This window comes from Microbacterium sp., from assembly GCF_047607225.1.
Lineage (GTDB): Bacteria > Actinomycetota > Actinomycetes > Actinomycetales > Microbacteriaceae > Microbacterium.
Genome location: NZ_JASGDO010000015.1, coordinates 74,206 through 95,486, shown reverse-complemented (window position 1 = coordinate 95,486; position 21,281 = coordinate 74,206). Strand labels below are relative to the sequence as shown.

Here is a 21,281-nt window from a genome sequence, read left to right as displayed (position 1 = left end):
GTCGTGATCTCGGATGCATCCCTCGCCCCGACGCGCGGCCTGGGCGCTCGATCTGTGTCCGGGGGCTTGATGTAACCGGTTACCTTCGCTACGGTACCCGATGTATCCGGTTACATCCAGCCGGAGAACACGCATCCGGCACCCGCACGCCGGACGGACGCACGACGACGTGGAGGTGACCGACGCATGACGAAGCCGCAGAGCTCGGGCAAGACGACGATCCGCGACATCGCTCGCGAGGTCGGGGTCTCGGTGGCCACGGTCTCCCGCGTCACCCACGACGATCCGCGGGTCACGGCGGAGACCAAGAAGCGCGTGCAGGAGGCGATCGACCGCCTCGACTACCGTCCGTCGGCGCTGGGCCGCGCCCTGTCGTACCAGCGCACCAACACCCTGGGCATCGTTCTCCCCGGCCTCGGCGGACCCTACTTCGCGCAGCTGATCGAGGGAGCGGAGTCGATCGCCGTCGAGCGCGGCGTCGTCATCAACGTCCTCGGCACGCATCTGCGCCCCGATGCCGTCGCCGCGGTACGCCAGCTCGCCGAGCACACCGACGGGCTGCTGATCGCGGGCGGGACGATCCCCGACGACGAGCTGCATCGCCTCACCCGCTCCGGTCGCGTGGTCCTCGTCGCCGGCGCGGCAGAGGGCATCCCGTCGGTGCGCACCGACGGGCGTCGTGCTGCCGCCGAGCTCACCCGCCACCTCATCGAGCACCACGGCCACCGGCGCCTCCGCTTCGTCGGAGAGACCAAGGGCTCCCCCGACCCGATGCAGCGGTACGCGGGGTTCCGAGACGCCCTCGCCAGCCACGGCCTCGACGAGAGCGGCGAGCCGCTCCACTACGGACTCGACGTGCCCAGCGGCGCCGTGGCCGCCCGTGAACTGCACCGCGGCGGCGACCTCCCCGACGCGCTCGTCTGCGCGAACGACGAGCTCGCGCTGGGGCTGCTGGCCACGCTCCCGGGCCTCGGCCACCGCATTCCGTCCGACGTGGCCATCACCGGGTTCGACGACACCGCGCTGGCCGAGCTCGCCTCCCCGCGCCTGACGACGGTGCACCAGCCGATCGCCGAGCTGGGTGCGCGCGCCGCCGCCGGAGCGCTCGGCGACGACATCGACGACGACACCGTTCTGGCCACCACCCTGGTCGTCCGCGAGTCCTGCGGATGCACCGAGCGGGAGGCGGCCGACTGAGCCCGCCGGGGCGGAGGTCCCGGCATCCGAGGAACGAGGAGGTTCCGATGAGAAAGCGAACGAGGACGATCGTGAGTGCCGGCGCGCTCATGACGCTGATCGCCACGTCGGGGTGCGCCAACATCGGGCTCGAGCCCCCGCCCCCCGCCGAAGAAGGCATGATCGCGGAGATCCGGATGCCCTCCGAGGCCAACTCCTCCGTGCAGGGACTCGTCAACTACAACTACCTCTCCCCCAATGCGACGGTGCAGAACTGGCTGTTCGAGCCGTTGATGATCCGCGACCGGTTCACGTGCGAGGCCGTGCCGTGGCTCGCGACGTCGTACGAGTGGCCCACGACCGACCGCATGATCGTCCACCTCCGCGAAGGCGTGACCTGGAACGACGGCGAGCCGTTCACGGCGAAGGACGTCGTCTACACCTTCCAGGCGGGAAAGGAGTATCCCGCCGCCGACCGCAACGGGGTCTGGGGCGAGTTCTACGGCGCCGCGGCCACCTCGGTGACCGCTCTCGACGACCACACCGTGGAGTTCCGCTTCGACGGGCCCGCCGTGCCCAAGACCGACGACGTGCTGCAGAGCACCAAGATCCTTCCGGCGCACATCTACGCCGACAAGGGCGACCCGACGACCTACGTCGACACGGAAGGCGTCGGCACGGGACCGTTCGTGCCGGCCGACTACAACGGCCGCCGGCTGGTGATGACCCGGAACCCCGACTACTGGGACGCCGAGAACCTCAAGATCCAGCAGATCTCGCTCGAGGGCCAGTACGACGCCAACTCCGGCGCGCTCAAGATCCGCTCGGGGGCGCTCGACATGTACCGCGGCGACATCCCCAACCCGCCGCGATCGATCGTGTCCGCCGACCCGGAGAACGCGCACTACTTCTTCCCGCCCGACTCCTCCACCGTCATCGCGATCAACAACGAGCGGCCGGTGCTCAGCGATCCGGCGTTCCGGGAGGGCATCGCCTACGCGCTGGATCGCGAGGCGATCAGCGAACGGGCGAGCTACGGGATCATGGAGCCGGCGAGCCAGACGATGCTCCTCCTCCCGTTCCAAGAGGCCGAAGTGCCCGACAAGTGGAAGGGCAAGGAGTACATCCCCTACGACCCCGCCGAGGCGAACCGCCTGCTCGACGAGGCCGGCTACGAGAAGAACGCCGACGGCTGGCGCGTGGACGAGAACGGCACGCCGCTGTCGTTCGTCTTCAGCGTTCAGGCGGGATGGATGGACTTCATCGCGATGGCCGACGTCATCGTCCGCAACCTCCGAGCGGTCGGCGTGCAGATCAAGATGGTCGCGACCGACCCCAACGCGGTCGACGGGATGCAGCGCTCGGGCAGCTTCGACATGGTGCTCGACTTCGTGGGAGGGGGCTGCCAGCGCGCCCGCGACCTCGGTTCGCGGCTCGTGTCGTCGCAGATCTCGCACGACAAGGAGCTGCTCCTCAATCGCGCCCGCTTCGACGACCCGGAGGTCGACGAGCTCGTGGCGACGTGGTCCAACACCACCGACGAGGCCGAGGCGAAGAAGCTGCAGGACGAGGTGATCGACGTCTTCATGACCGAGTTCCCCTACATCGCGCTGCAGTACGCGCCGAGCCGGCTGATCTACCGCACCGACAATGCCGTCGGCTGGCCGAGCGAGGACAACCCCTACCCCGTCGACCAGCCCCTGCGCTTCGCGACCCAGCTGCGCCCCGCGCCCGGAACGGCCGGCGACGCCTCGACCGGGGAGTGAGCGATGGTCTACTACATCCGGAAGATCGGCTACTTCCTCCTCACGCTGTGGGCCGCCGTCACGCTGAACTTCATCATCCCGCGGCTGCAGCCCGGCGACCCCGCCGAGATCATGGTGCGCCAGCTCACCGGTCGCGGCGAGGTCGACCCGGCACAGGTCGCGGCGATCCGCACGATGCTCGGCTACGGGTCGGACAACGTGTTCGTGGCCTACATCCAGTACCTCGGGCAGATGCTCCAGGGGGACTTCGGCATCTCGTTCACGTACTTCCCGTTCCCCGTGACCGACGTCATCGCCAAGGCACTCCCGTGGACCCTCGTCCTCGTCGGGCTCACCCAGCTCCTGTCGTTCCTCATCGGGACGCTTCTCGGGGCGGTCGCCGCGTGGCGTCGCAACAGCCGCTTCGACGCGACGATCTCGGTGGGATCCACGTTCGTCGGCAACCTGCAGTCGGTGTGGATCGGCCTCATGATCCTGTACGTCTTCGCCTACCAACTGGGCTGGTTCCCGGCGGCGGGCGGGTACGGCTACACCGACGAGGACTTCTCGTGGCTGCACATCACCGACGTGATCGCCCACGGGTTCCTCCCGGCGCTGACCCTCATGATCACGGCACCGATCGGGTTCATCCTCTCGATGCGCAACACGATGGTGCAGGTGCTCGGCGAGGACTACATCCGGCTCGGCGCCGCTGCGGGACTCAAGCAGCGCACGCTCGCGCTCGGCTACGCGGCCCGGAACGCCCTGCTCCCCGTGGTCACGAGCTTCGCGCTGTCGCTCGGGGTCCTCATGGGCGGGTCGATCCTCATCGAGACGGTCTTCGACTACCCCGGGATGGGGCGGCTCATGGGCGAGGCGACCGCTGCCCGCGACTTCCCGCTCATGCAGGCGATCCTGCTCGCGACCATCGTGATCGTCCTGACGGCGAACTTCATCGTCGACCTCCTCTATCCGCTCATCGACCCGCGTGCGCGCAAGGCGAAGGCCTGAAAGGCAGGTGACGAAATGACTCCGAACGACAGGGATCGGATTCCCGAGCAGAGCGCCTCGATGCCGACGCCCACGCGCCCCACGCGCACCTACCGGCGACGTGTCACGGCCGAGGAGGCATCGACGCAAGAGGTCGTGGCCGTCGTCCAGCCGCCGCGCTGGTACGCCGTGATCTGGTCGAGCCCCAAAGCGCGGATCGGCATCATCATGCTGACCGTGTTCCTGCTGGTCGCACTGCTGGCCGACTGGATCTCTCCGCACAGCCCCACCGATGCGAGCTTCGCGCCGGTGCAGGACCCGAGCGCCGACCACTGGCTCGGCACCAACACGCTGGGCTACGACCTGTGGGCCCAGCTCGTGCACGGCACGCGGCTCTCCCTCGCGATCGGGGTGCTGGGAGGGCTCGCGACCATCCTGATCGCGCTCGTGATCGGCCTGATCGCGGGCTACACCGAGGGCTCGATCGTGGACGACGGGCTGTCGTTCCTCACGAACCTGGCTCTCGTGGTGCCGGTCCTGCCGCTCATGATGGTCATCGTCGCTTACAGCGAGACCCGCGGGCTGATGCTGCTCGTCTTCGTCGTGGCGATCACGAGCTGGGCGGGGGCATCGCGGGAGATGAGGTCGCTCATCATCTCGATGCGCAACCGCGACTACGTGACAGCGGCGCGCTTCGGCGGCGACAGGATGTTCCGGATCGTCTTCCGGGAGATCATGCCGAACATGTCCTCGCTCATCGTGTCGGGGTTCATCGGCGCCGCGACCGGCGCCATCGCCGCCGAGGCAGGACTGTCGTTCATGGGCTTCGGGGATCCCAACACCGTGAGCTGGGGGCAGATGCTCGCCCAGGCCGACGCCAACGGCGCCCTCGTGCAGGGCCTGTGGATCTGGCTCGTCGCCCCCGGTCTCATGCTGGCGCTGCTGATGACGTCGCTGACCTTCGTCAACTTCGGCGTCGACATGCTGAGCAACCCGCACCTGCGCGAAGAGGAGAAGTGACATGGACAAGCGCGCCCAGAACACCCCGGCCGACTCCCCCGCGGTGCTGTCGGTCGAGAACCTCTCGGTCCGGTACGAGCCGCGGCTCGGTCCCCCCGTCGACGCCGTCAAGAACGCGTCGCTCCGCGTTGCCCCCGGCGAGTTCGTCGGGCTCGCCGGGGAGTCCGGGTCGGGGAAGACGACGTTCGCCCAGGCGGTGCTGAAGCTCCTTCGCAGCCCCGGGAAGATCACCGGCGGCGCCATCCGCTGGGGCGACGTCGATGTCACCGACCTCAGCGAAGACGACGTGCGCCCGCTGCGCTGGTCGTACGTGTCGACCGTGTTCCAGTCGAGCATGAACTCCCTGAATCCCGTCGTCCGGGTGCGGAAGGTGTTCGAGGACGTCATCGGCGAGCACAGCGAGAGCGGACACGTCGACCGGCAGGCGGTGCGGCAGCGCGCGGAGGAGCTGTTCGACCTCGTGAGCGTCGATGCCCGCTTCCTCGACATGTTCCCGCACGAGCTCTCCGGCGGCATGCGCCAGCGCGTCAACCTCGCCCTCGCGCTCGCCCTCAACCCGCACCTCGTCCTCTTCGACGAGCCGACGACGGGGCTGGACGTCGTGGTGCAGAAGTCGATCCTCGACAAGATCCGCGAACTGCAGGAACGGGAACGGTTCGGCGCCATCCTCATCACCCACGACATGGGCACGCTCCTGGACTTCTCCGACCGCGTGGCCGTGATGTACGAAGGCGAGATCGTGGAGGACATCGGTGCGGCGGAGGCGGTCACCACGGGCCCCCGTCATCCCTACTCCGTGCATCTCGTCGGCTCGTACGCGGAGCTCCTCGGCGAAGAGGTGGACGGGTATCAGGGGGCCGAGCTGGAGGAACCCGATGCGGTCGCCGACGAGGCTCCCGTGGAACGTCGTCCCGTGCTCGAGGTCGCCGGGCTGCACCGCCGCTTCGAGAAGCGCCGGGGCCTGCGCGTGGAGCACGTCGACGCCGTCAAGGATGTCTCGTTCTCCCTCAAAGAGGGCGAGGTCACGGCCCTGGTGGGGCAGTCCGGCTCGGGCAAGTCGACGATCGCGCGGATCCTGACGCGCATCGACCGGCCGACGTCCGGCTCGGTGCTCTATCACCCGCAGAAGCGGGAGGGGCGTCCCACCGCAGAGCCCACCGAGCTCACCGCTCTCCATGGCGCGCTCGCCCGCGAATACCAGCGGAACGTCCAGTACGTGTTCCAGGACCCCTACGCGGCGCTCAACCCCACCCTCACCGTCGGATACGCGCTCTCGCGTCCGCTCGTCAACTATCTGCACGTCGGGCGACGAGAGGCGATCGAGCGGGCGGCGAGCCTCTTGGAGACCGTGGGACTGACCCCCGCGGGGCGCTACATCGGTCGCCTTCCGCACGAGTTGTCGGGAGGTCAGCGCCAGCGCGTGGTGATCGCCCGGGCGCTGGCTGCAGAGCCCCGGATCGTCATCGCCGACGAGCCGATCGCGAGCCTCGACGTCTCGATCCGCGCCGAGATCCTCGAAGTGCTGCAATCGCTGGTCGCCGACCACGGCGTGGGAATGCTCTACATCACGCACGACCTGCTGAGCGCGAAGAGTCTCGCGAACGACGTCATGGTGCTCCGTGGCGGCGAGCTCATCGAATCCGGCACCGCCGCCGAGGTGATCGACCATCCCCGCGAGGACTACACCCGCATGCTCCTGGACGCCATCCCCAACCCCTTCGAGAAGAGGACCGCTGCATGACCTCCCCCCACCTCGCCCACTCCGCGACCGCGTCGATCGTGCCCGAGCTCCCCGAGGACATCCGCCGCCTCACCGAGGACGAGGTCGACGCATCGATCCGCTGGCTCTGGACCCACGCCACCGCCGCCAGCCGCGGCCAGGGTCTCGTGCTGGACCGCGACGACCTTCCGGGAGTGGCGACCGTCGCCGCCACCGGCTTCGCGCTGGCGGCGTGGTGTGTCGGGGTCGAACGTGGCGTGCTGGACCGCGACGAGGTGCGCGACCGCGTGCGGGGGACGCTCCGGACGCTCGAGGAGTCGGTGCCGCACCGCAACGGCTTCCTCGCGCACTTCGTCGACGCCGACACCGGCGAGCGCCAGGGACGGTCGGAGTACTCCACGATCGACACCGCCCTCGCCCTCTGCGGAGCGACCGTGGCGAGCGCCTACTTCGGCGATGCGGAGATCGACGCGCGGCTGGAGCGACTGCTGCACCGCATCGACTGGCACTGGCTCGCCGACAGCCGGGACGGGCGCACGGTTCTCCGGATGGCCTGGGTGTCGGACCGGGAGGACGACTACGCCGACGGTGCGGACGAGGCGGGCTTCGTCAGCGCCTGGTCGATGACCGCGGAGCAGCTGACGATGTACCTGCTCGCGGCGGGGCATCCCGACGTGTCGGAGGGGTTCGCCCGCGACCTGTGGCGGGGGTTCGAGAAGCCGGTGGGGGCCTACGGCGGGCACGAGTGCGTCTACGAGCCCGGCGGCACCCTGTTCACCTATCACTTTCCGCTCGCGTTCTACCCGTTCCAGCGGGTCCGCGACCTGGAGGGACGCGATTGGTGGGCCAACGCGCGGGATGCGTCACTGGCGTCGAAGGCCTGGTGCGCCGACCAGGCCGACCGGTGGAGGACCTACGCGGCGGGCCTCTGGGGACCGGCGGCGGGCCTCGGTCCGCATGGCTACGTCGTCAACGGCGCCCGCCCGTCCGCCCGCGAGCCGCACGCCGACGGGACGATTCCGCCGGTGTCGCTGTTCGGGGCGTTGCCGCTCGCCCCCGCCGAGGTCGCCCCCGCCCTGCGCATCCTGCGCGACGAGCACCCCGGCGCCTGGAACGAGTGGGGCGCGACCGACGGGGTGAACCTGGAGGGCGACGAGCCCTGGTACGCCGCGCCTCGGTACGGGCTCAACAAGGGTGCCACCGCTCTCCTCGGTGCCGCCGCGCTGGGGTCGACAGTGGTCTGGGACGCCTTCGCGGGGCACCCCTGGATCGCACGCGGAGCGGAGAAGCTCGGCTTCACGTCGGCCTGACGCGCGGGCGATCATCACCGGCCATTACGACATCCGCTGGCCGAGCGAGGCCCGCGGATGCACCGAGCGTCCGGGACACACGTCCCGGCATCCGAGGAACGAAGAGATTCCGGCGCGGAGCTGCGGCGAGCTCGGAAGAGGATCGATTGCGGCGGGCCCCCCGACACTTTCGTAACTTTCGTAATCATGTTAGGTTGGTAGTGCGCAACGGAAGGGCAGCCCAATGAGCACCGCAGCACCGGACATGGTCACTCCCGCCCCCGAGGAGCGCGAGCGCACCGCCCGGGTCGTGAGCTTCGTCGATGCGCACCTGGCGCAGTCCAGGGCGGTGCAGACGCCATCGCCTGCACCTGCGTCCATGCCTGACTTTTACCTCAGTGGGCCGGACGAGCACGACCGCGTCGAACTGACCGAGCCGCTGTTCCGAATACTCAAGGACGTTGCCGAAGCTCTGAGCCAGGGGCAGTCGGTGAGCATCGTCGCGCGCGACAAGGAGATCAGCACTCAACAGGCCGCCGACTTGCTCGGCATCAGCCGGCCGACGGTTGTCAAGCTCATCGAGCAGGGTGAGCTGCCTGCAACCATCCCCGGAGAGCAGCGCCGAAAACTGCGTCTAGCCGACGTACTCGCGTACCGCGACAGGCTCTACGAGGCGCGGAGCGACTTCATCGCTGAGAGTTCCCAAGCCTATGGCGACGTCGACCCCGACGAGGCTGCCGCGTTCGTCGCGGCAGCGCGAAAAGCGCACTGAACCGGCGCGGGGCGCGCTGGTTGTGGCAGACTCCGGCACGTGTACCGCGCTGTACTCGACACTGTCGCCCTTGTTCCCGGCAAACAGCGTGACTTCCTGCTGTCGCTGGCGATGGAGAAGGCGTATACCCCGCTGTGGAGCAGCGGTACCATAGGCGAACTCGACGACGTGCTCGCTCGCCTCGATGAGAAACGCGCGGTCCCAGACAGGCCCGAATACCGGGCCCATCTGCTGACGAATATGCAGGCCGTGTTCCCTGGCGCGCTCATCGAGGCACCCAGGGAACGGGAGTACGACTACGACATCGTCGACGAGTTCGACGCGCATGTCGTTCATGCCGCGATCATCGGAAAGACTGATGCGCTGGTGACAGAAGACAAGAGGGCCAAGTTCGAGAAGTGCAGCGCGCTCATTGAAGCGCAAGTCGAGGTCGTCAGCGTCGCAGACTTCGCTGCCAACTGCGTATCCGCGCACATCGACGCCGGCGTTCGCGCGGTCCATGCCATTTCCGAGCGGTTCGTGGCTCCGCCGATGACGCCGCTCGAGATCCTCGACCTTCTCGCCGAGCGGTACGGTATGCACGAGGTGAAGCAGATGCTCGCCCCGCGCATAAAGCAACGGTGAGCCGCTGCGGCAACCTGCAAAGCGGCGCGGACGAGGCCTACATCAGCGGCGCGAGCCCTCGACCGTGAGTGCGGGGCATTCCTGGATCGCACGCGGAGCGGAGAAGCTCGGCTTCACGCCGGCCTGACGCGCGGGCGGTCAGGCGGTCGCGGCGGCGACCTCTATGACGCGGTCGAGGGACTCCTCTTCGCCCACTGAGATGCGCACGCCGTCGCCGGCGAACGGGCGGACGATCAGTCCGGCCTCGTCGAAGGCCGCGGCGACATCCATGGCGCGATCCCCCGCGGGGAGCCACACGAAGTTCCCCTGCGCCTGCGGAACCTGCCAGCCGGTCTCGCGCAGCCGGGCGACGAGACGGTCGCGACGGTCCGCGATGACGCGCACGCGCTCGCGGAGCTCCGCTTCGGCGTCGAGGCTCGCCAGGGCGGCTTCCTCGGCGGCGGCCGTGACCGAGAGCGGGATGCCCGTCGAGCGAGCGGCATCGAGGATGCGGGGGTGACCGACGGCGTATCCGATCCGCAGGCCCGCCAGGCCGTAGGCCTTCGAGAACGTCCGCAGCACCACGACGTTCTCCCGGCCGGACGCCAGCACCCGTCGCCCGTCGACGGCATCGGGGTCGGTGACGAACTCGGCGTAGGCCTCGTCGAGGATCACGAGCAGGTCGCGCGGCACGGCCTCGACGAACCGGTCGAACTCCGCCTGCGTGACCACGGGTCCGGTCGGGTTGTTGGGGCTGCACACGATCACCACCCGGGTGCGCTCGGTGACAGCCCGCGCCATCGCCTCCAGGTCGTGACGACCGTCGGGCGTGTTCGGCACGGCGACGGCCGTCGCCCCGGCGACGACGGCGAGTCCCGGGTACGCCTCGAAGGACCGCCAGGAGTAGAGCACCTCGTCGCCCGGCCCGCTCGTGGCCTGCGTGAGCTGGTAGAGGATCGACACCGACCCTGCGGCCACGTGCACCGCGTCGTCGCCGACCCCGAATCGCTCCGCCAGCCGGGCGCGCAGGCGCGGCGAGGACGCGTCGGGGTAGCGGTTCACCCCGGTGGCGGACTGCATCGCGGCGACGACGCTCGGGAGCGGGTCGAAGGGATTCTCGTTGCTCGACAGCTTGAAAGCGTCGGCACCGGCTTGCCGCCCCTGCCGATAGGCGGGAAGTGCGGCGATCTCGGGACGGAGGCGGACGGGCAGGTCGGTCACGCGTCGAGTCTACGGATGCCACCCGGATCGATTCCCTCCGCCGGCGCGACATGGGAGACTGCCGCCTATGAGGTTCCTCGTCCGCGTCGTCATCAACGCCTTCGCGATCTGGGTCGTCACCCTGCTCGCGGGGCTCCGCGTCACCGTCATCCCCTTCGCCCCTGGCGAGACCCTGCAGCTGGTGCTCACTCTGCTCGCGGTGGCGGCCGTGTTCGCGATCGTCAACACCGTGATCGGCACCGTGATCAAGATCGTCGCGTTCCCGCTCTACATCCTCACCCTCGGTCTCATCTCGCTGCTCATCAACGGCCTCCTGCTGTGGATCACGGCGTGGGCCACGCACTGGTGGAACTGGGGTCTGCGAGTGGAGGACTTCTGGCTGGGCGTCGTCGCGGCGCTCGTGATCTCGGTCATCAACTGGATCTTCGGCATCATCCTGCGCCCCCAGCTCAAGCGCCGCTGACCGCGGACCTCTCACCGCGGCGGCGTCGGGGGTTGCGGCGAGGGACCGGGTCGCGGCGACGGTAGCCGCGCGCGGTCGCGCTCGGCTCCGTAGACGATCGCGACGCCCGCGGTGGCACCTCCAAAGGTGAACAGCTCGCGCTGTAGGTCGGCGAGCCGCGGGTCGCCCGACGCGTCGGCGAGCGCGGCCGTCTCGCGATACACGTCCATCTGATGGACGCCGAGCGCGAGGTCGGTGAGCCGAGGCTCGGGATCGGCGATCCGCTCGATCACGAGGCTCTGCGCCGACCCCGCCGCGGAGGGCCAGCCGCCGTCGGCGAGCGCCACTACCGGATCATCGGGATGCCGAACGGTCACCTGCAGCACATCGGGGGGAAGGTGGACGGCGACTGGACTCGCGAACGTGACGAGCGATCCGACGTCGAACTCGCTCTCGCGCGCCAGCTGCGATGCGATCATCGCGCCCTGGGAGTGCCCCACGTAGTGCACGCGATCGCCCGGGCGCGCGCCGGCCGCCGCCAAGGCGCGTTCGACCGCATCGGAGGAGGACGAGGCCCGCCCCTCGTAGAGCTCGAGATTGGACTGCATGTCCCACGGGTCGACCCCATCACCGAATGACTGCATGCCCGCGATGTAGACGACGTACTCGTGGGCCGGGGCGGGTCCGGCCGAGGTGTACACCTCGACGCGCACCCTGCTCTCGCCCTGCCCCGGCACACGCGCTGCGAGGTCGGCGAGCGCGCGGGGCGGCTCCACCTGACGACGCGCGAGCTCGGTGACCACCGTGGCAGGCGGAGTTCCGCGAAGAAGCGGGTCGCTCCGCCCGACGACGCCGTGATCGACCGCCGCGATCCCCTGGATGAGCCTCCCGATCAGGAGCGTCATCGGAGCCACCGGCGCCAGCGCACCCCGCAGTTGGTCCTCGACTTCACGGTGGCGCTCGTCGTGCCACTGCATGACCAGGCGATGCGCACGCGCGACGACGGCCGGGTCGACACCGAGGAGGGCGATCCGCGCCGCGGGCGAGTCCCAGCCCAGAGTGACCGACCGTTCGACGACCTCGTACAGCTCCGCCCGGTCGCGGAGAGCACGCGTGAGCGCTTCGGCCCGATCGCGCGCCCGTTCCACTCCTCCCGCCGGCGAAGGCTCCAGGAGCCCCGCGCGCGCCGACTGCCCGCTCAGCACCCACAACCGTGCCGCGAGCGCGTCGAGCTCACCGGCCACCGCGCTCAAGCGGGCCGCGGCGTGACGCAGGGTGGCGGTATCGACCGCGACGAACCCGCCCGAGCGGATGTCGACCTCGTCGTTCACCCCGCCGCCCCCGCGCGGTCCGGTTCTGCCGCCAGGCGCAACGCGGCGGCACGGCGCTCGAGCGCCCCGCTCCAGCCGTCGAGGCCGGCGGTGGCGCGATCCAGTTCCTCGCGCCACTCCGACAGCGCCTCACGGAACGCATCGGCGGCTCGGCATCGCCAGTTCATCGAGTCGATCAACGACGGCACACCGTCGATGACCGACAGGAGATCGACGGTCACCTGCTGCACGCCCCGACGGACTTCGAGAAGGGCATCGGGATCGTCCATTCCTCGATCCTGCGACGCAGGACGGATGAGGAAGGGCCCCCAGACACAGCCGTGGACGCACGAGGCCCGATCGCGCCCTGTGCAGAACGCGACGACTCGCGCACAATAGGGGTCGTGGCTTCCCGCGTCGACCCCTTCCGCGTGGTCTTCGTCTGTACGGGCAACATCTGCCGATCGCCGATGGCGGAGGTCGTGTTCCGGTGGTTCGCCGACCAGTCGGGGCTCGGCGACAGAGTGGTCTCCACGAGCGCCGGCACGGGCGACTGGCATGTCGGCGAGCGGGCGGACGCCCGCACGATCGATGCGCTCGCGGGGCGCGGCTACGACGGTTCGCGCCATCGGGCCCGTCAGTTCGTGCAGGCCGACTTCGACCGCCACGACCTCATCGTCGCGCTCGACCGTTCGCATGAGCGAATCCTCGCCGGCTGGGCGCGGACGCCCGGCGACACGGACAAGCTCGCACTGCTGCTGTCGTTCGACCCGAACGCAGGCGGCAACCTCGACGTGCCCGACCCCTACTACGCCGGCCCTCCGATGTTCGACGAGGTGCTCGGTATGATCGAGAGTGCGAGCCGGGCGCTCTTCCGGCAGCTCGAACCCGCCATCCGCCCCGCGTAGCCACTTCGTCCTGAGCGCCCGTTCTTCATCGATCGGAGCCCCGCGCCTTGTCCTCAGCGACCTCTCTCCCGCCCCAACCCCTCAGCCCGCTCGACGGCCGCTACCGTGCCGCGGTCGCCGACCTCGGCGACTTCCTCTCCGAAGCGGGACTCAACCGGGCCCGCGTCGAGGTCGAGGTCGAGTGGATCATCGCCCTCACGGACCGCTCGCTCTTCGGCTCCTCGCCGCTGTCGGGCGACCAGAAGGATGCGCTGCGCGCGGTGTACCGCGACTTCGGAGCGGCGGAGATCGAGGAGCTCGCCGCGACGGAGGCGGTCACCCGTCACGATGTGAAGGCGGTCGAGTACCTGGTCCGCGATCGCCTGGCCAGCCTCGGTCTGGAACGGATCGCCGAGCTGGCGCACTTCGCGTGCACGAGCGAGGACATCAACTCCGCCTCCTACGCCCTCACCGTCAAGCGCGCGGTCGAGGGGGTCTGGCTGCCCAAGCTCCGCGCGGTGATCGACGCCCTGTCGGCGCTCGCCCGCGAGCACCGAGACGCCCCGATGCTCTCCCGGACGCACGGGCAGCCGGCGACACCGTCGACGATGGGCAAGGAGCTGGGGGTGTTCGCCTGGCGGCTGGAGCGGGTGGCGCGCCAGATCGAGGGCGGCGAGTACCTCGCGAAGTTCTCGGGGGCGACCGGCACGTGGTCGGCGCACCTCGCCGCGGCACCCGACGTCGACTGGCCCGAGCTGTCGCGCTCGTTCATCGAGGGGCTCGGGATCGACTTCAACGTCCTGACGACCCAGATCGAGTCGCACGACTGGCAGGTGGAGCTCTACGATCGCGTACGTCACGCCGGGGGCATCCTCCACAACCTCGCGACCGACATCTGGACCTACATCGCGATGGGCTTCTTCGCGCAGATCCCCGTGGCCGGTGCCACCGGGTCGTCGACGATGCCGCATAAGATCAACCCGATCCGCTTCGAGAACGCCGAGGCGAACCTGGAGATCGCGAACGGGCTGTTCACGACCCTCGCCTCCACGCTCGTCACCTCCCGCATGCAGCGCGACCTCACCGACTCCACGACGCAGCGCAACATCGGAGTCGCCTTCGGCCATTCGCTCCTCGCGCTCGACAACCTGCAGCGCGGGCTCACCGAGATCTCCCTCTCGCGCGGTGTGCTGCTCGCCGACCTCGACGCGAACTGGGAGGTCCTCGCCGAGGCGATCCAGACCGTCGTGCGTGCCGAGATCGTGGCTGGTCGCTCGCAGATCACCGACCCGTACGCGCTGCTGAAGGAGCTCACTCGCGGCCGCCGCGTGGGCGCTCCCGAGCTGGCGGAGTTCGTGCGGGGACTCGACATCGGCGACGCGGCGAAGGAACGCCTCCTCGCGCTCACTCCCGCCGGCTACACGGGCCTGGCCGACCGCCTGGTGGACGAGCTCGACTGACCGGCATCCGTCCCGGGTCAGGCGTCGGGAGCGCGGGGCTCGGCCGTCGGGTCCGAGGACTCGTCCGGTGAGGCATCCTCGTCGCGCACGAGCACGGGACTGTCGACCTGCTTCGCCAGTTGGGCCGGATCGACCGCCAGGAGGAGCAGAGCGATCGTCACGAGGGTGACGATGAAGACGATGCCGGCGACGACACCCGAGACGATCCAGGCCTTGAGGTGAGGGTGGAGCTCCCCCGCGGGCACCGGCCGCGGATCTTGGAAGATGCCCATGGACACGAGCGTGATGACGCCGCCGAACACGGCGGCGGCGAAGGCCAGTCCGAGCAACTGAGCGGGCTTCATGAGGTCACGGCGCGTGGGGCGGGGGTCGGTCATGCGGGCTCTCCTGCGGACTCGGCATCGGATGTCGCGGCGCTGACGACGGGGCGTCGAGGCGAGAACCCGGCGATCCCCAGGAACACCGCGACGATCGCGGCGTACCCGCCGAAGATCCCGACGCCGATCGTGATCCCGGTGAGAACGAAGCTCTGCCCGGCCTCTTTGATGAAGTACTCGAGGCTGTAGGCGGGATTGACCAGCAGCAGTCCCACGCCGAGGGCGATCGTGAGCGCCCCGACGAGGATCGCGTCGCGTGCGTGCTCGTCCGTTCCGCGTGCGCGGACTCCGGCGATCAGCTCGGTGATTCCCGCCGCGAACGCCCAGACGATCACGACGACGAAGAACAGGGTGGTCGAGCGGAAGGGCGGGAGCCCGCCCGCCATGCCGGCCAGGAGCGTGAGGACGCCGAGGAGCACCGGAACGGCGCGCTGGCCGCGGTCGTAGACCTGCCAGGCGGCGACGAACAGCACGAGCGCCGTGGCGATCGCCCAGCCGCTGAAGACCGAGAGCCCGACGGCGGCCGAGTGGTCGCGCGAGAAGGTGATCATCACGGCGGCGATGGCGGCGAAGAAGGCGCGCGCGAGCTGGAGGTGGCGCATCTCGAATGCGCGGACCGGCGGTGCGGTCTCGGGTGCAGCAGGCACGGCAGAACTCATCGGATCGGACGGACGCGGAACCCTCTCAGTCTAGGTCGTCGCGCGCAAGACCCCTCCTTTCCGGCGGTCATGCCGATACGGTGGCGCCATGCGACGCGCCTCGACGACCCTCCTCGCCGCCGGAACGCTCGCCGCGGCGACCGCTCTCTCCGGCTGCGGAAGCACCCCCGACCCGACGCTGTCGTCGGCACCCGCGGCTACACCCGCCCCGTCACCGTCGGCGCCGTCATCGACGCCGACGCCCACCCCGGCCCCCACTCCGCTCCCGAGCGAGCCGGAGACCGTCGTCGATGGCCTCGACGCCCCGTGGTCGATCGCCGTGGTCGGCGAGGGGGCCCTGCTCACCGAGCGCGACAGTGGACGCGTGCTCGAGCTGACCCCGGACGGTGAGCTGCGGGAGGCGGCAGAGATCGACGGCGTCCTGCACGGCGGAGAGGGCGGTCTCCTGGGTCTCGCGGCGGCCGGCGACTCCGTCTTCGTCTACGCCACGACCCGCAGCGGCAACCGCGTGGAGCGCTACGACCTCCGCGGCGAGCCGGGCTCCCTCTCGCTCGACGACCCCGTGACGATCGTGGAGGGTCTGCCGTTCGCTCGCACGCACAACGCGGGCCGCATCGCGATCGGGCCCGACGGCAAGCTCTACGTTCCCGTCGGCGACGCCGGCAACCGGCCCGCGGCGCAGAACCCCGAACGCCGCAACGGCAAGATCCTCCGGCTGGAGCTCGACGGGTCGGTGCCCGATGACAATCCCACGCCTGGGTCCCCCGTCTACAGCCTCGGACACCGCAACGTGCAGGGCCTCGCATGGGATGGCGAGGGGCGCCTCTGGGCGAGCGAGTTCGGTCAGAACACGTGGGACGAACTGAACCTCATCGAGCCGGGCGGCAACTACGGATGGCCCGTGGTCGAGGGGACCGGCGGCGAGGACGACGGCTTCGTGGATCCGATCGCGCAGTGGCCGACCGATGCGGCCAGCCCCAGTGGCATCGCGATCGTCGGCGACGTCGTGCTGATGGCGAACCTCCGCGGCGAGGTGCTGCGCAGCGTCTCTCTCAGCGATCCCGAGCGCCAGTCCGAGCATTACGCCGGTGAACTCGGGCGGCTGCGGGACGTCACGATCGGGCCCGACGGCGCCGTGTGGTTCCTGACCAACAACACCGACGGCCGTGGTGATCCCCGCCGCGGCGACGACCGTCTGCTTCGTGTCGACCCCGCGGCCCTGGGCGGAGACTAGTTCCGCGGTCGAGCAGCCCTGTCCGAACCTGGGCTTGCGTCGTTAGGCTTCCGGGATGACAGATTGCGCGGTGCCGAATCTGCCCTCCCGTGATTTCGATGTGACGCTCGCGTTCTACGGCGCGTTCGGACTTGAGCTCACCTATCGGAGCGATGAGTGGCTGATGCTCCGCCGTGGAGATCTCCGACTGGAGTTCTTCGCGTTCCCAGATCTCGCGCCCGAAGACAGCTCCTTCATGTGCAGCTTCCGGGTCGACGATCTCGACGTGCTGTACCGGCAGATCGCTGCGGCCGGGGTGCCCGAGAAGGCCGTCGGTCACCCCCGGCTGCATCCGATCCAGATGCAACCGTGGGGTCACCGCGCCGGGTTTCTCATCGACCCGGACGGAACCCAGCTGAGTCTGATCGAGAACGTCGCGTAGCGACGGCTAGCGCGTCTCGGCGGCGCGGATCTCGACGAGCGCGGCGAGGCGGTCGGACGCGCGGCCCAGATGATCGTGCACGGCTGCGGCTGCTCCCGCCGCGTCGCCGTCGACGATGCGGCGGAGGATCTCCTCGTGCTCCGAGACGATGTCGGCCGTGGGAAGGAGCGCGGCGCCCTGCACGTGTGACATGCACAGCACGACTTCCGACGCGAGCGCCTCGTAGGCGCGGCTCGTGCGCGCGCTGCCGAGGGCGTCGACGAGGGCGCGATGGAAGCGCATATCGGGTGCGACGATGCGTTCGGGGTCCGCGTCGGCGAGCGCGTGCATCTCATCGAGGGCGAGACGCGCGGCGTCGGGCACACGCTTCTGGTCGGCGAGCGTCCGCACGACCTGGCCCTCGATGAGGGAGCGCGTGCGGTAGACGTCGCGCACGTCATCGGCATCGAGGGTGACGACACGGGCCGTCTTGTGCGCGTTCCGCACGAGAAGGCGCTCGCCCACCAGGCTCTCGATCGCCGCCTTCGCTGTCGTGCGAGCGACGTCGTACGTGGCGGCCACGGTGGCTTCCGTCAACGGCGCCCCCGGAGGGAGATCGCCGGAGAACATCCGACGACGCAGATCGGCGATCACGGCGTCGACGACCGACACCACCTCGAGTTTGGGGGCCACCGCCACATGGTAACCGGCGCCGCCGGTCGCACCCTCGCGCTCTTGTCGGCGACGAGGCGCCGTCGCTAGGGTGAGCGAACCGGCGCCAGGCGCGCCGGGCCCGCGCCGCCGGCGGCGTCCACCGTCCCGGACGGATTCAGGAGGTGCCTCATGAAGAACGTCATCCTCACGGGCGCGAAGGCCGTGTGGCGAGCCGTGGCCGTCGCCCTTTCGGCGCTGACCGGGTCGAGCGGAGTGGCGAGCGCCGCGGGGGACGATCCTCGCACCGCCGATCCCGCGCGGCACGCCCGCGACCACCGGACCTCGCCCTAGCCGCTTCGCCCTCTGTCACTGCGCCAGTCCACCGTACGGCCCCCCGGACGGCGCAGTCTCGTTTGACATGGCAGCCCACTTGTCTGACAATCGTGCCATGGTCGTCGAGGAAGCCACCCGCACCGTCGCTCCGCTCGAGGTGCCCTCCGCCGTCCGCGGGGCCGTGTCGGATCCGACGCGAGTCACCGCGCGAGCCTTGGACCGGGTCGCCGCCGCGTCAGACGCCTCGCACTTCCTCCTCACTCCCTCCGCCGTCGCGACCGCGGCCGACGCCGCCGAGGTCGCCGCGCTCCTGCGCGCCGCCCAGCAGACCCGGATGCCGGTGACCTTCCGCTCGGGCGGCACGAGTCTGTCCGGCCAGGGCTCGGGCACCGGCCTCCTCGTGGACACCCGCCGCCACTTCCGCGGGATCGAGGTGCTCGACGGCGGACGACGCGTGCGCGTGGAGCCGGGCGCGACGGTCCGGCAGGTGAACAACCGGCTGCGCCGCCACGGTTATCGCCTCGGCCCCGATCCCGCCAGCGAAGCCGCGTGCACGATCGGGGGCGTGATCGCCAACAACTCCAGCGGCATGGCCTGCGGGATCGAGGAGAACACCTACCGCACGCTGGAGTCGCTGCGCTTCGTGCTGGCCACCGGCACCGTCGTCGACACCGCCGATCCCGACGCCGACGCGCGACTGCGAAGCGCCGAGCCCGATCTCCATCGCACGCTCTTGACGCTGCGCGACCGCGTCCGCTCCGACGCGGCATCGGTCGAGACGATCCGTCGACAGTTCGCCATGAAGAACACGATGGGCTACGGCATCAACGCGTTCCTCGACTTCGACTCCGCCGCCGAGATCCTGGCCCATCTCCTCATCGGCAGTGAGGGAACGCTCGCCTTCGTCGCGTCGGCCGTGTACCGGACGGTGCCGCTCGAGCCGGAGGTGACGACAGCGCTCGCGGTCTTCCCGACGCTCGACGATGCGACGCGGCTCCTCCCCGCCCTCGTCTCCACGGGTGCCGCGACGCTGGAGCTGATGGACTCGACGAGCCTTCGCGTGGGCCGCGGGTTCGACGACGCGCCCGCGCAGATCCACGGCTTCGAGCTCCGCGACCACGCGGCGCTCCTGATCGAATATCACGCCACCACCGCCGACGAGCTCGATGCCCTCTCCCGGGCGGGGGCCGCGACGCTCGCTCTGGCGGAGACGACGACGCCGACCGCGTTCTCGGCAGACGCCCTCACGCGCGCGCAGGCCTGGAAGCTCCGCAAGGGCCTGTATGCGACGGTCGCCGGGGCTCGCCCGCCGGGCACCACGGCGCTCCTGGAGGACATCGTCGTGCCCGTTCCGCAGCTGGCTCCCACCTGCGACGGCCTGCAGCAGTTGTTCGAGGAGCACGGCTACCGCGACAGCGTGATCTTCGGCCACGCCAAAGACGGCAACATCCACTTCATGCTCACCGATCGCTTCGGCGAGACGGCGGCGATGGACCGCTTCGCGCAGTTCACCGAAGACATGGTGGATCTCGTCCTCGACGCCGGCGGCAACCTCAAGGCGGAGCACGGCACGGGGCGGGTGATGGCACCGTTCGTCGCGCGCCAGTACGGGAGGGAACTGTGGGAGGTCATGCGCGAGCTGAAGAACGCGTGCGACCCGGCCGGCATCCTCAACCCCGGCGTCATCATCACCGAGGACCCCGTCGCACACCTGCGCGACTTCAAGCCCGCCGAGCGCATCGAGGAGGAGGCGGACCGCTGCGTGGAGTGCGGCTACTGCGAGCCGGTGTGCCCCTCGAAAGACCTCACCCTGACGCCCCGTCAGCGGATCGTGGTGCGGCGCGCGATCGTCCGTGCCGAAGCGAACGGCGACCATGCCCTCGCCCGCGAGCTCGAGGGCGACTACGACTATGCGGGCGTGGATACCTGCGCCGTGGACGGCATGTGTGTCACCGCCTGCCCCGTGAAGATCGACACCGGGCAGCTCGTGAAGCGCCTGCGTCGCGAGAACCAGAACCCCGCCCTCGCCGCCGGGTGGACGGCGGCGGCCCGGTCGTGGGGCTCCGTCACCCGGATCGGATCGGTGGCCCTGACCGCGGCCGACAAGGTTCCTGCGCCGGCGGTGACCGCCGTGACGACGGTCGGACGCGCCGTGCTCGGCGCTGACGTGGTGCCCGCCTACTCCGCCGATCTCCCCTCCGGCGGGGCGGCACGCCGGCCGTTGCGTGGGGTGCGCGGCGGGGGCGAGGACGCACCGATCGCGCTCTACCTCCCCGCGTGCGTCAACAGCATGTTCGGACACGCCGAGACGGGTGAAGGGCGCGGCATCGGTGTCACCGCCGCCGTGGTCGCGTTGTGCGACCGCGCCGGGGTGCGCGTCGTCGTCCCCGATGAGGTGGAATCGCTCTGCTGCTCGACGCCCTGGACCTCGAAGGGGTACAGCGGCGGCGTGGAGCGGATGACGCGACGGGTCGCCGACGCCGTGCAGGCCACCGACCCGACCGCGACGCTGCGCATCATCAGCGACGCCGCCAGTTGCACCGAGGGGTTCGTCCACCTCTTCGAGCGGGCCGGCATCTCGGTGGTCGTGGAGGATGCGGTGACCTTCGTGGAAAGAGAGGTGCTCCCCCGGCTCGGAGAGATCGCCCCCGTGGTCGACACCCTCGCCCTGCACCCCACGTGCTCCTCGACCCAGCTCGGCATCAACGCCGACATCGATGCCATCGCCCGCGCCGTCGCCACCCGTCCCGTCACTCCGGACGCGTGGGGCTGCTGTGCGTTCGCGGGCGACCGAGGCATGCTCCACCCCGAGCTCACCGCGTCGGCGACGGCGGCAGAGGCGGCCGAGGTGAAGGCGCTGGAGGCCGATGCGCACGCCTCGTGCAACCGCACCTGTGAGATCGGCATGACGCGGGCGACCGGGAGCGACTACCGTCACATCCTGGAAATGCTGGAGGAGGCGACCCGCTAGTCGGGCTCGAGGAGCGAC

At 70.0% G+C, this 21,281-nt stretch carries 21 protein-coding genes; 15 read left to right on the top strand and 6 right to left on the bottom strand.

Going from position 1 to position 21,281, the window contains the following annotated elements:
* The first annotated feature begins 186 nt into the window (after nt 1–186).
* The 8 genes from QM591_RS02375 to QM591_RS02340 all read left to right on the top strand — a co-directional run bounded on the left by QM591_RS02375 (nt 187) and on the right by QM591_RS02340 (nt 9,336).
* A complete protein-coding gene (locus QM591_RS02375; protein WP_415129223.1) occupies nt 187–1,197 on the top strand; it encodes a LacI family DNA-binding transcriptional regulator in 1,011 nt (336 codons plus the stop codon).
* A 47-nt stretch (nt 1,198–1,244) separates the two neighbouring features.
* Nucleotides 1,245–2,942, top strand: coding sequence for an ABC transporter substrate-binding protein (locus QM591_RS02370; protein WP_415129221.1), 1,698 nt, complete (start codon nt 1,245–1,247; stop codon nt 2,940–2,942).
* Nucleotides 2,943–2,945: 3 nt separating this feature from the next.
* Nucleotides 2,946–3,932 (top strand): ABC transporter permease, encoded by a 987-nt coding sequence (locus tag QM591_RS02365; protein WP_415129219.1) that lies wholly within the window; start codon nt 2,946–2,948, stop codon nt 3,930–3,932.
* Nucleotides 3,933–3,947: 15 nt separating this feature from the next.
* Nucleotides 3,948–4,931 (top strand): ABC transporter permease, encoded by a 984-nt coding sequence (locus tag QM591_RS02360; RefSeq protein WP_415129217.1) that lies wholly within the window; start codon nt 3,948–3,950, stop codon nt 4,929–4,931.
* A gap of 1 nt (nt 4,932) precedes the next feature.
* A complete protein-coding gene (locus QM591_RS02355) occupies nt 4,933–6,672 on the top strand; it encodes an ABC transporter ATP-binding protein (protein ID WP_415129215.1) in 1,740 nt (579 codons plus the stop codon).
* A complete protein-coding gene (locus QM591_RS02350; protein WP_415129213.1) occupies nt 6,669–7,961 on the top strand; it encodes a glucoamylase family protein in 1,293 nt (430 codons plus the stop codon). The genes QM591_RS02355 and QM591_RS02350 overlap by 4 nt, the downstream gene beginning before the upstream one ends.
* A 223-nt stretch (nt 7,962–8,184) precedes the next feature.
* A complete protein-coding gene (locus tag QM591_RS02345; protein WP_415129211.1) occupies nt 8,185–8,712 on the top strand; it encodes an excisionase family DNA-binding protein in 528 nt (175 codons plus the stop codon).
* 39 nt (nt 8,713–8,751) lie between these two features.
* Nucleotides 8,752–9,336 (top strand): PIN domain-containing protein, encoded by a 585-nt coding sequence (locus QM591_RS02340; protein WP_415129209.1) that lies wholly within the window; start codon nt 8,752–8,754, stop codon nt 9,334–9,336.
* Between the two features lie 138 nt (nt 9,337–9,474).
* Here QM591_RS02340 and QM591_RS02335 read toward each other — a convergent pair whose 3' ends face one another.
* A complete protein-coding gene (locus QM591_RS02335) occupies nt 9,475–10,536 on the bottom strand; it encodes a histidinol-phosphate transaminase (protein ID WP_415129207.1) in 1,062 nt (353 codons plus the stop codon).
* A gap of 67 nt (nt 10,537–10,603) precedes the next feature.
* Between QM591_RS02335 and QM591_RS02330 the strand changes: the two genes are divergently transcribed.
* Nucleotides 10,604–10,999, top strand: coding sequence for a phage holin family protein (locus QM591_RS02330; RefSeq protein ID WP_067165405.1), 396 nt, complete (start codon nt 10,604–10,606; stop codon nt 10,997–10,999).
* A gap of 11 nt (nt 11,000–11,010) precedes the next feature.
* Here the strand turns inward: QM591_RS02330 and QM591_RS02325 are convergent, their stop codons facing one another.
* The gene (locus QM591_RS02325) at nt 11,011–12,309 is read right to left on the bottom strand and encodes a hypothetical protein (RefSeq protein ID WP_415129205.1); all 1,299 of its coding nucleotides are present in this window, start codon (nt 12,307–12,309) and stop codon (nt 11,011–11,013) included.
* Nucleotides 12,306–12,578: a hypothetical protein gene (locus tag QM591_RS02320; RefSeq protein ID WP_415129203.1), complete on the bottom strand. Its 273-nt coding sequence runs from the start codon at nt 12,576–12,578 to the stop codon at nt 12,306–12,308. Before QM591_RS02320 ends, QM591_RS02325 begins: the two co-directional genes overlap by 4 nt.
* 141 nt (nt 12,579–12,719) lie before the next feature.
* Here QM591_RS02320 and QM591_RS02315 point away from each other — a divergent pair, with 141 nt between their 5' ends.
* Nucleotides 12,720–13,196 carry a low molecular weight protein-tyrosine-phosphatase gene (locus QM591_RS02315; protein ID WP_415129441.1) on the top strand — a complete coding sequence of 159 codons (477 nt, stop codon included), beginning with the start codon at nt 12,720–12,722 and terminating at the stop codon, nt 13,194–13,196.
* Nucleotides 13,197–13,243: 47 nt separating this feature from the next.
* On the top strand, nt 13,244–14,635 hold the full coding sequence (purB, locus tag QM591_RS02310; protein ID WP_415129201.1) for an adenylosuccinate lyase: 1,392 nt from the start codon (nt 13,244–13,246) through the stop codon (nt 14,633–14,635).
* 17 nt (nt 14,636–14,652) lie between these two features.
* On the opposite strand, the gene QM591_RS02305 is transcribed toward purB, so the two are convergent.
* Both QM591_RS02305 and QM591_RS02300 read right to left on the bottom strand, forming a co-directional pair.
* On the bottom strand, nt 14,653–15,012 hold the full coding sequence (locus QM591_RS02305) for a hypothetical protein (protein WP_415129199.1): 360 nt from the start codon (nt 15,010–15,012) through the stop codon (nt 14,653–14,655).
* Nucleotides 15,009–15,659, bottom strand: coding sequence for an acyl-CoA synthetase (locus QM591_RS02300; protein ID WP_415129197.1), 651 nt, complete (start codon nt 15,657–15,659; stop codon nt 15,009–15,011). Before QM591_RS02300 ends, QM591_RS02305 begins: the two co-directional genes overlap by 4 nt.
* Before the next feature lie 100 nt (nt 15,660–15,759).
* Here QM591_RS02300 and QM591_RS02295 point away from each other — a divergent pair, with 100 nt between their 5' ends.
* Both QM591_RS02295 and QM591_RS02290 read left to right on the top strand, forming a co-directional pair.
* Nucleotides 15,760–16,905, top strand: a complete 1,146-nt coding sequence (locus QM591_RS02295; protein ID WP_415129195.1) for a PQQ-dependent sugar dehydrogenase — start codon at nt 15,760–15,762, stop codon at nt 16,903–16,905.
* A 55-nt stretch (nt 16,906–16,960) separates the two neighbouring features.
* A complete protein-coding gene (locus QM591_RS02290; RefSeq protein WP_415129193.1) occupies nt 16,961–17,326 on the top strand; it encodes a bleomycin resistance protein in 366 nt (121 codons plus the stop codon).
* Nucleotides 17,327–17,332: 6 nt separating this feature from the next.
* Here the strand turns inward: QM591_RS02290 and QM591_RS02285 are convergent, their stop codons facing one another.
* Entirely contained in the window at nt 17,333–17,998 is a 666-nt protein-coding gene (locus QM591_RS02285) for a GntR family transcriptional regulator (protein WP_415129191.1), read from the bottom strand.
* A 150-nt stretch (nt 17,999–18,148) separates the two neighbouring features.
* Here QM591_RS02285 and QM591_RS02280 point away from each other — a divergent pair, with 150 nt between their 5' ends.
* A complete protein-coding gene (locus tag QM591_RS02280; RefSeq protein WP_415129189.1) occupies nt 18,149–18,310 on the top strand; it encodes a hypothetical protein in 162 nt (53 codons plus the stop codon).
* A 97-nt stretch (nt 18,311–18,407) separates the two neighbouring features.
* Nucleotides 18,408–21,263: an FAD-binding and (Fe-S)-binding domain-containing protein gene (locus QM591_RS02275; protein WP_415129187.1), complete on the top strand. Its 2,856-nt coding sequence runs from the start codon at nt 18,408–18,410 to the stop codon at nt 21,261–21,263.
* Nucleotides 21,264–21,281 lie beyond the last annotated feature (18 nt).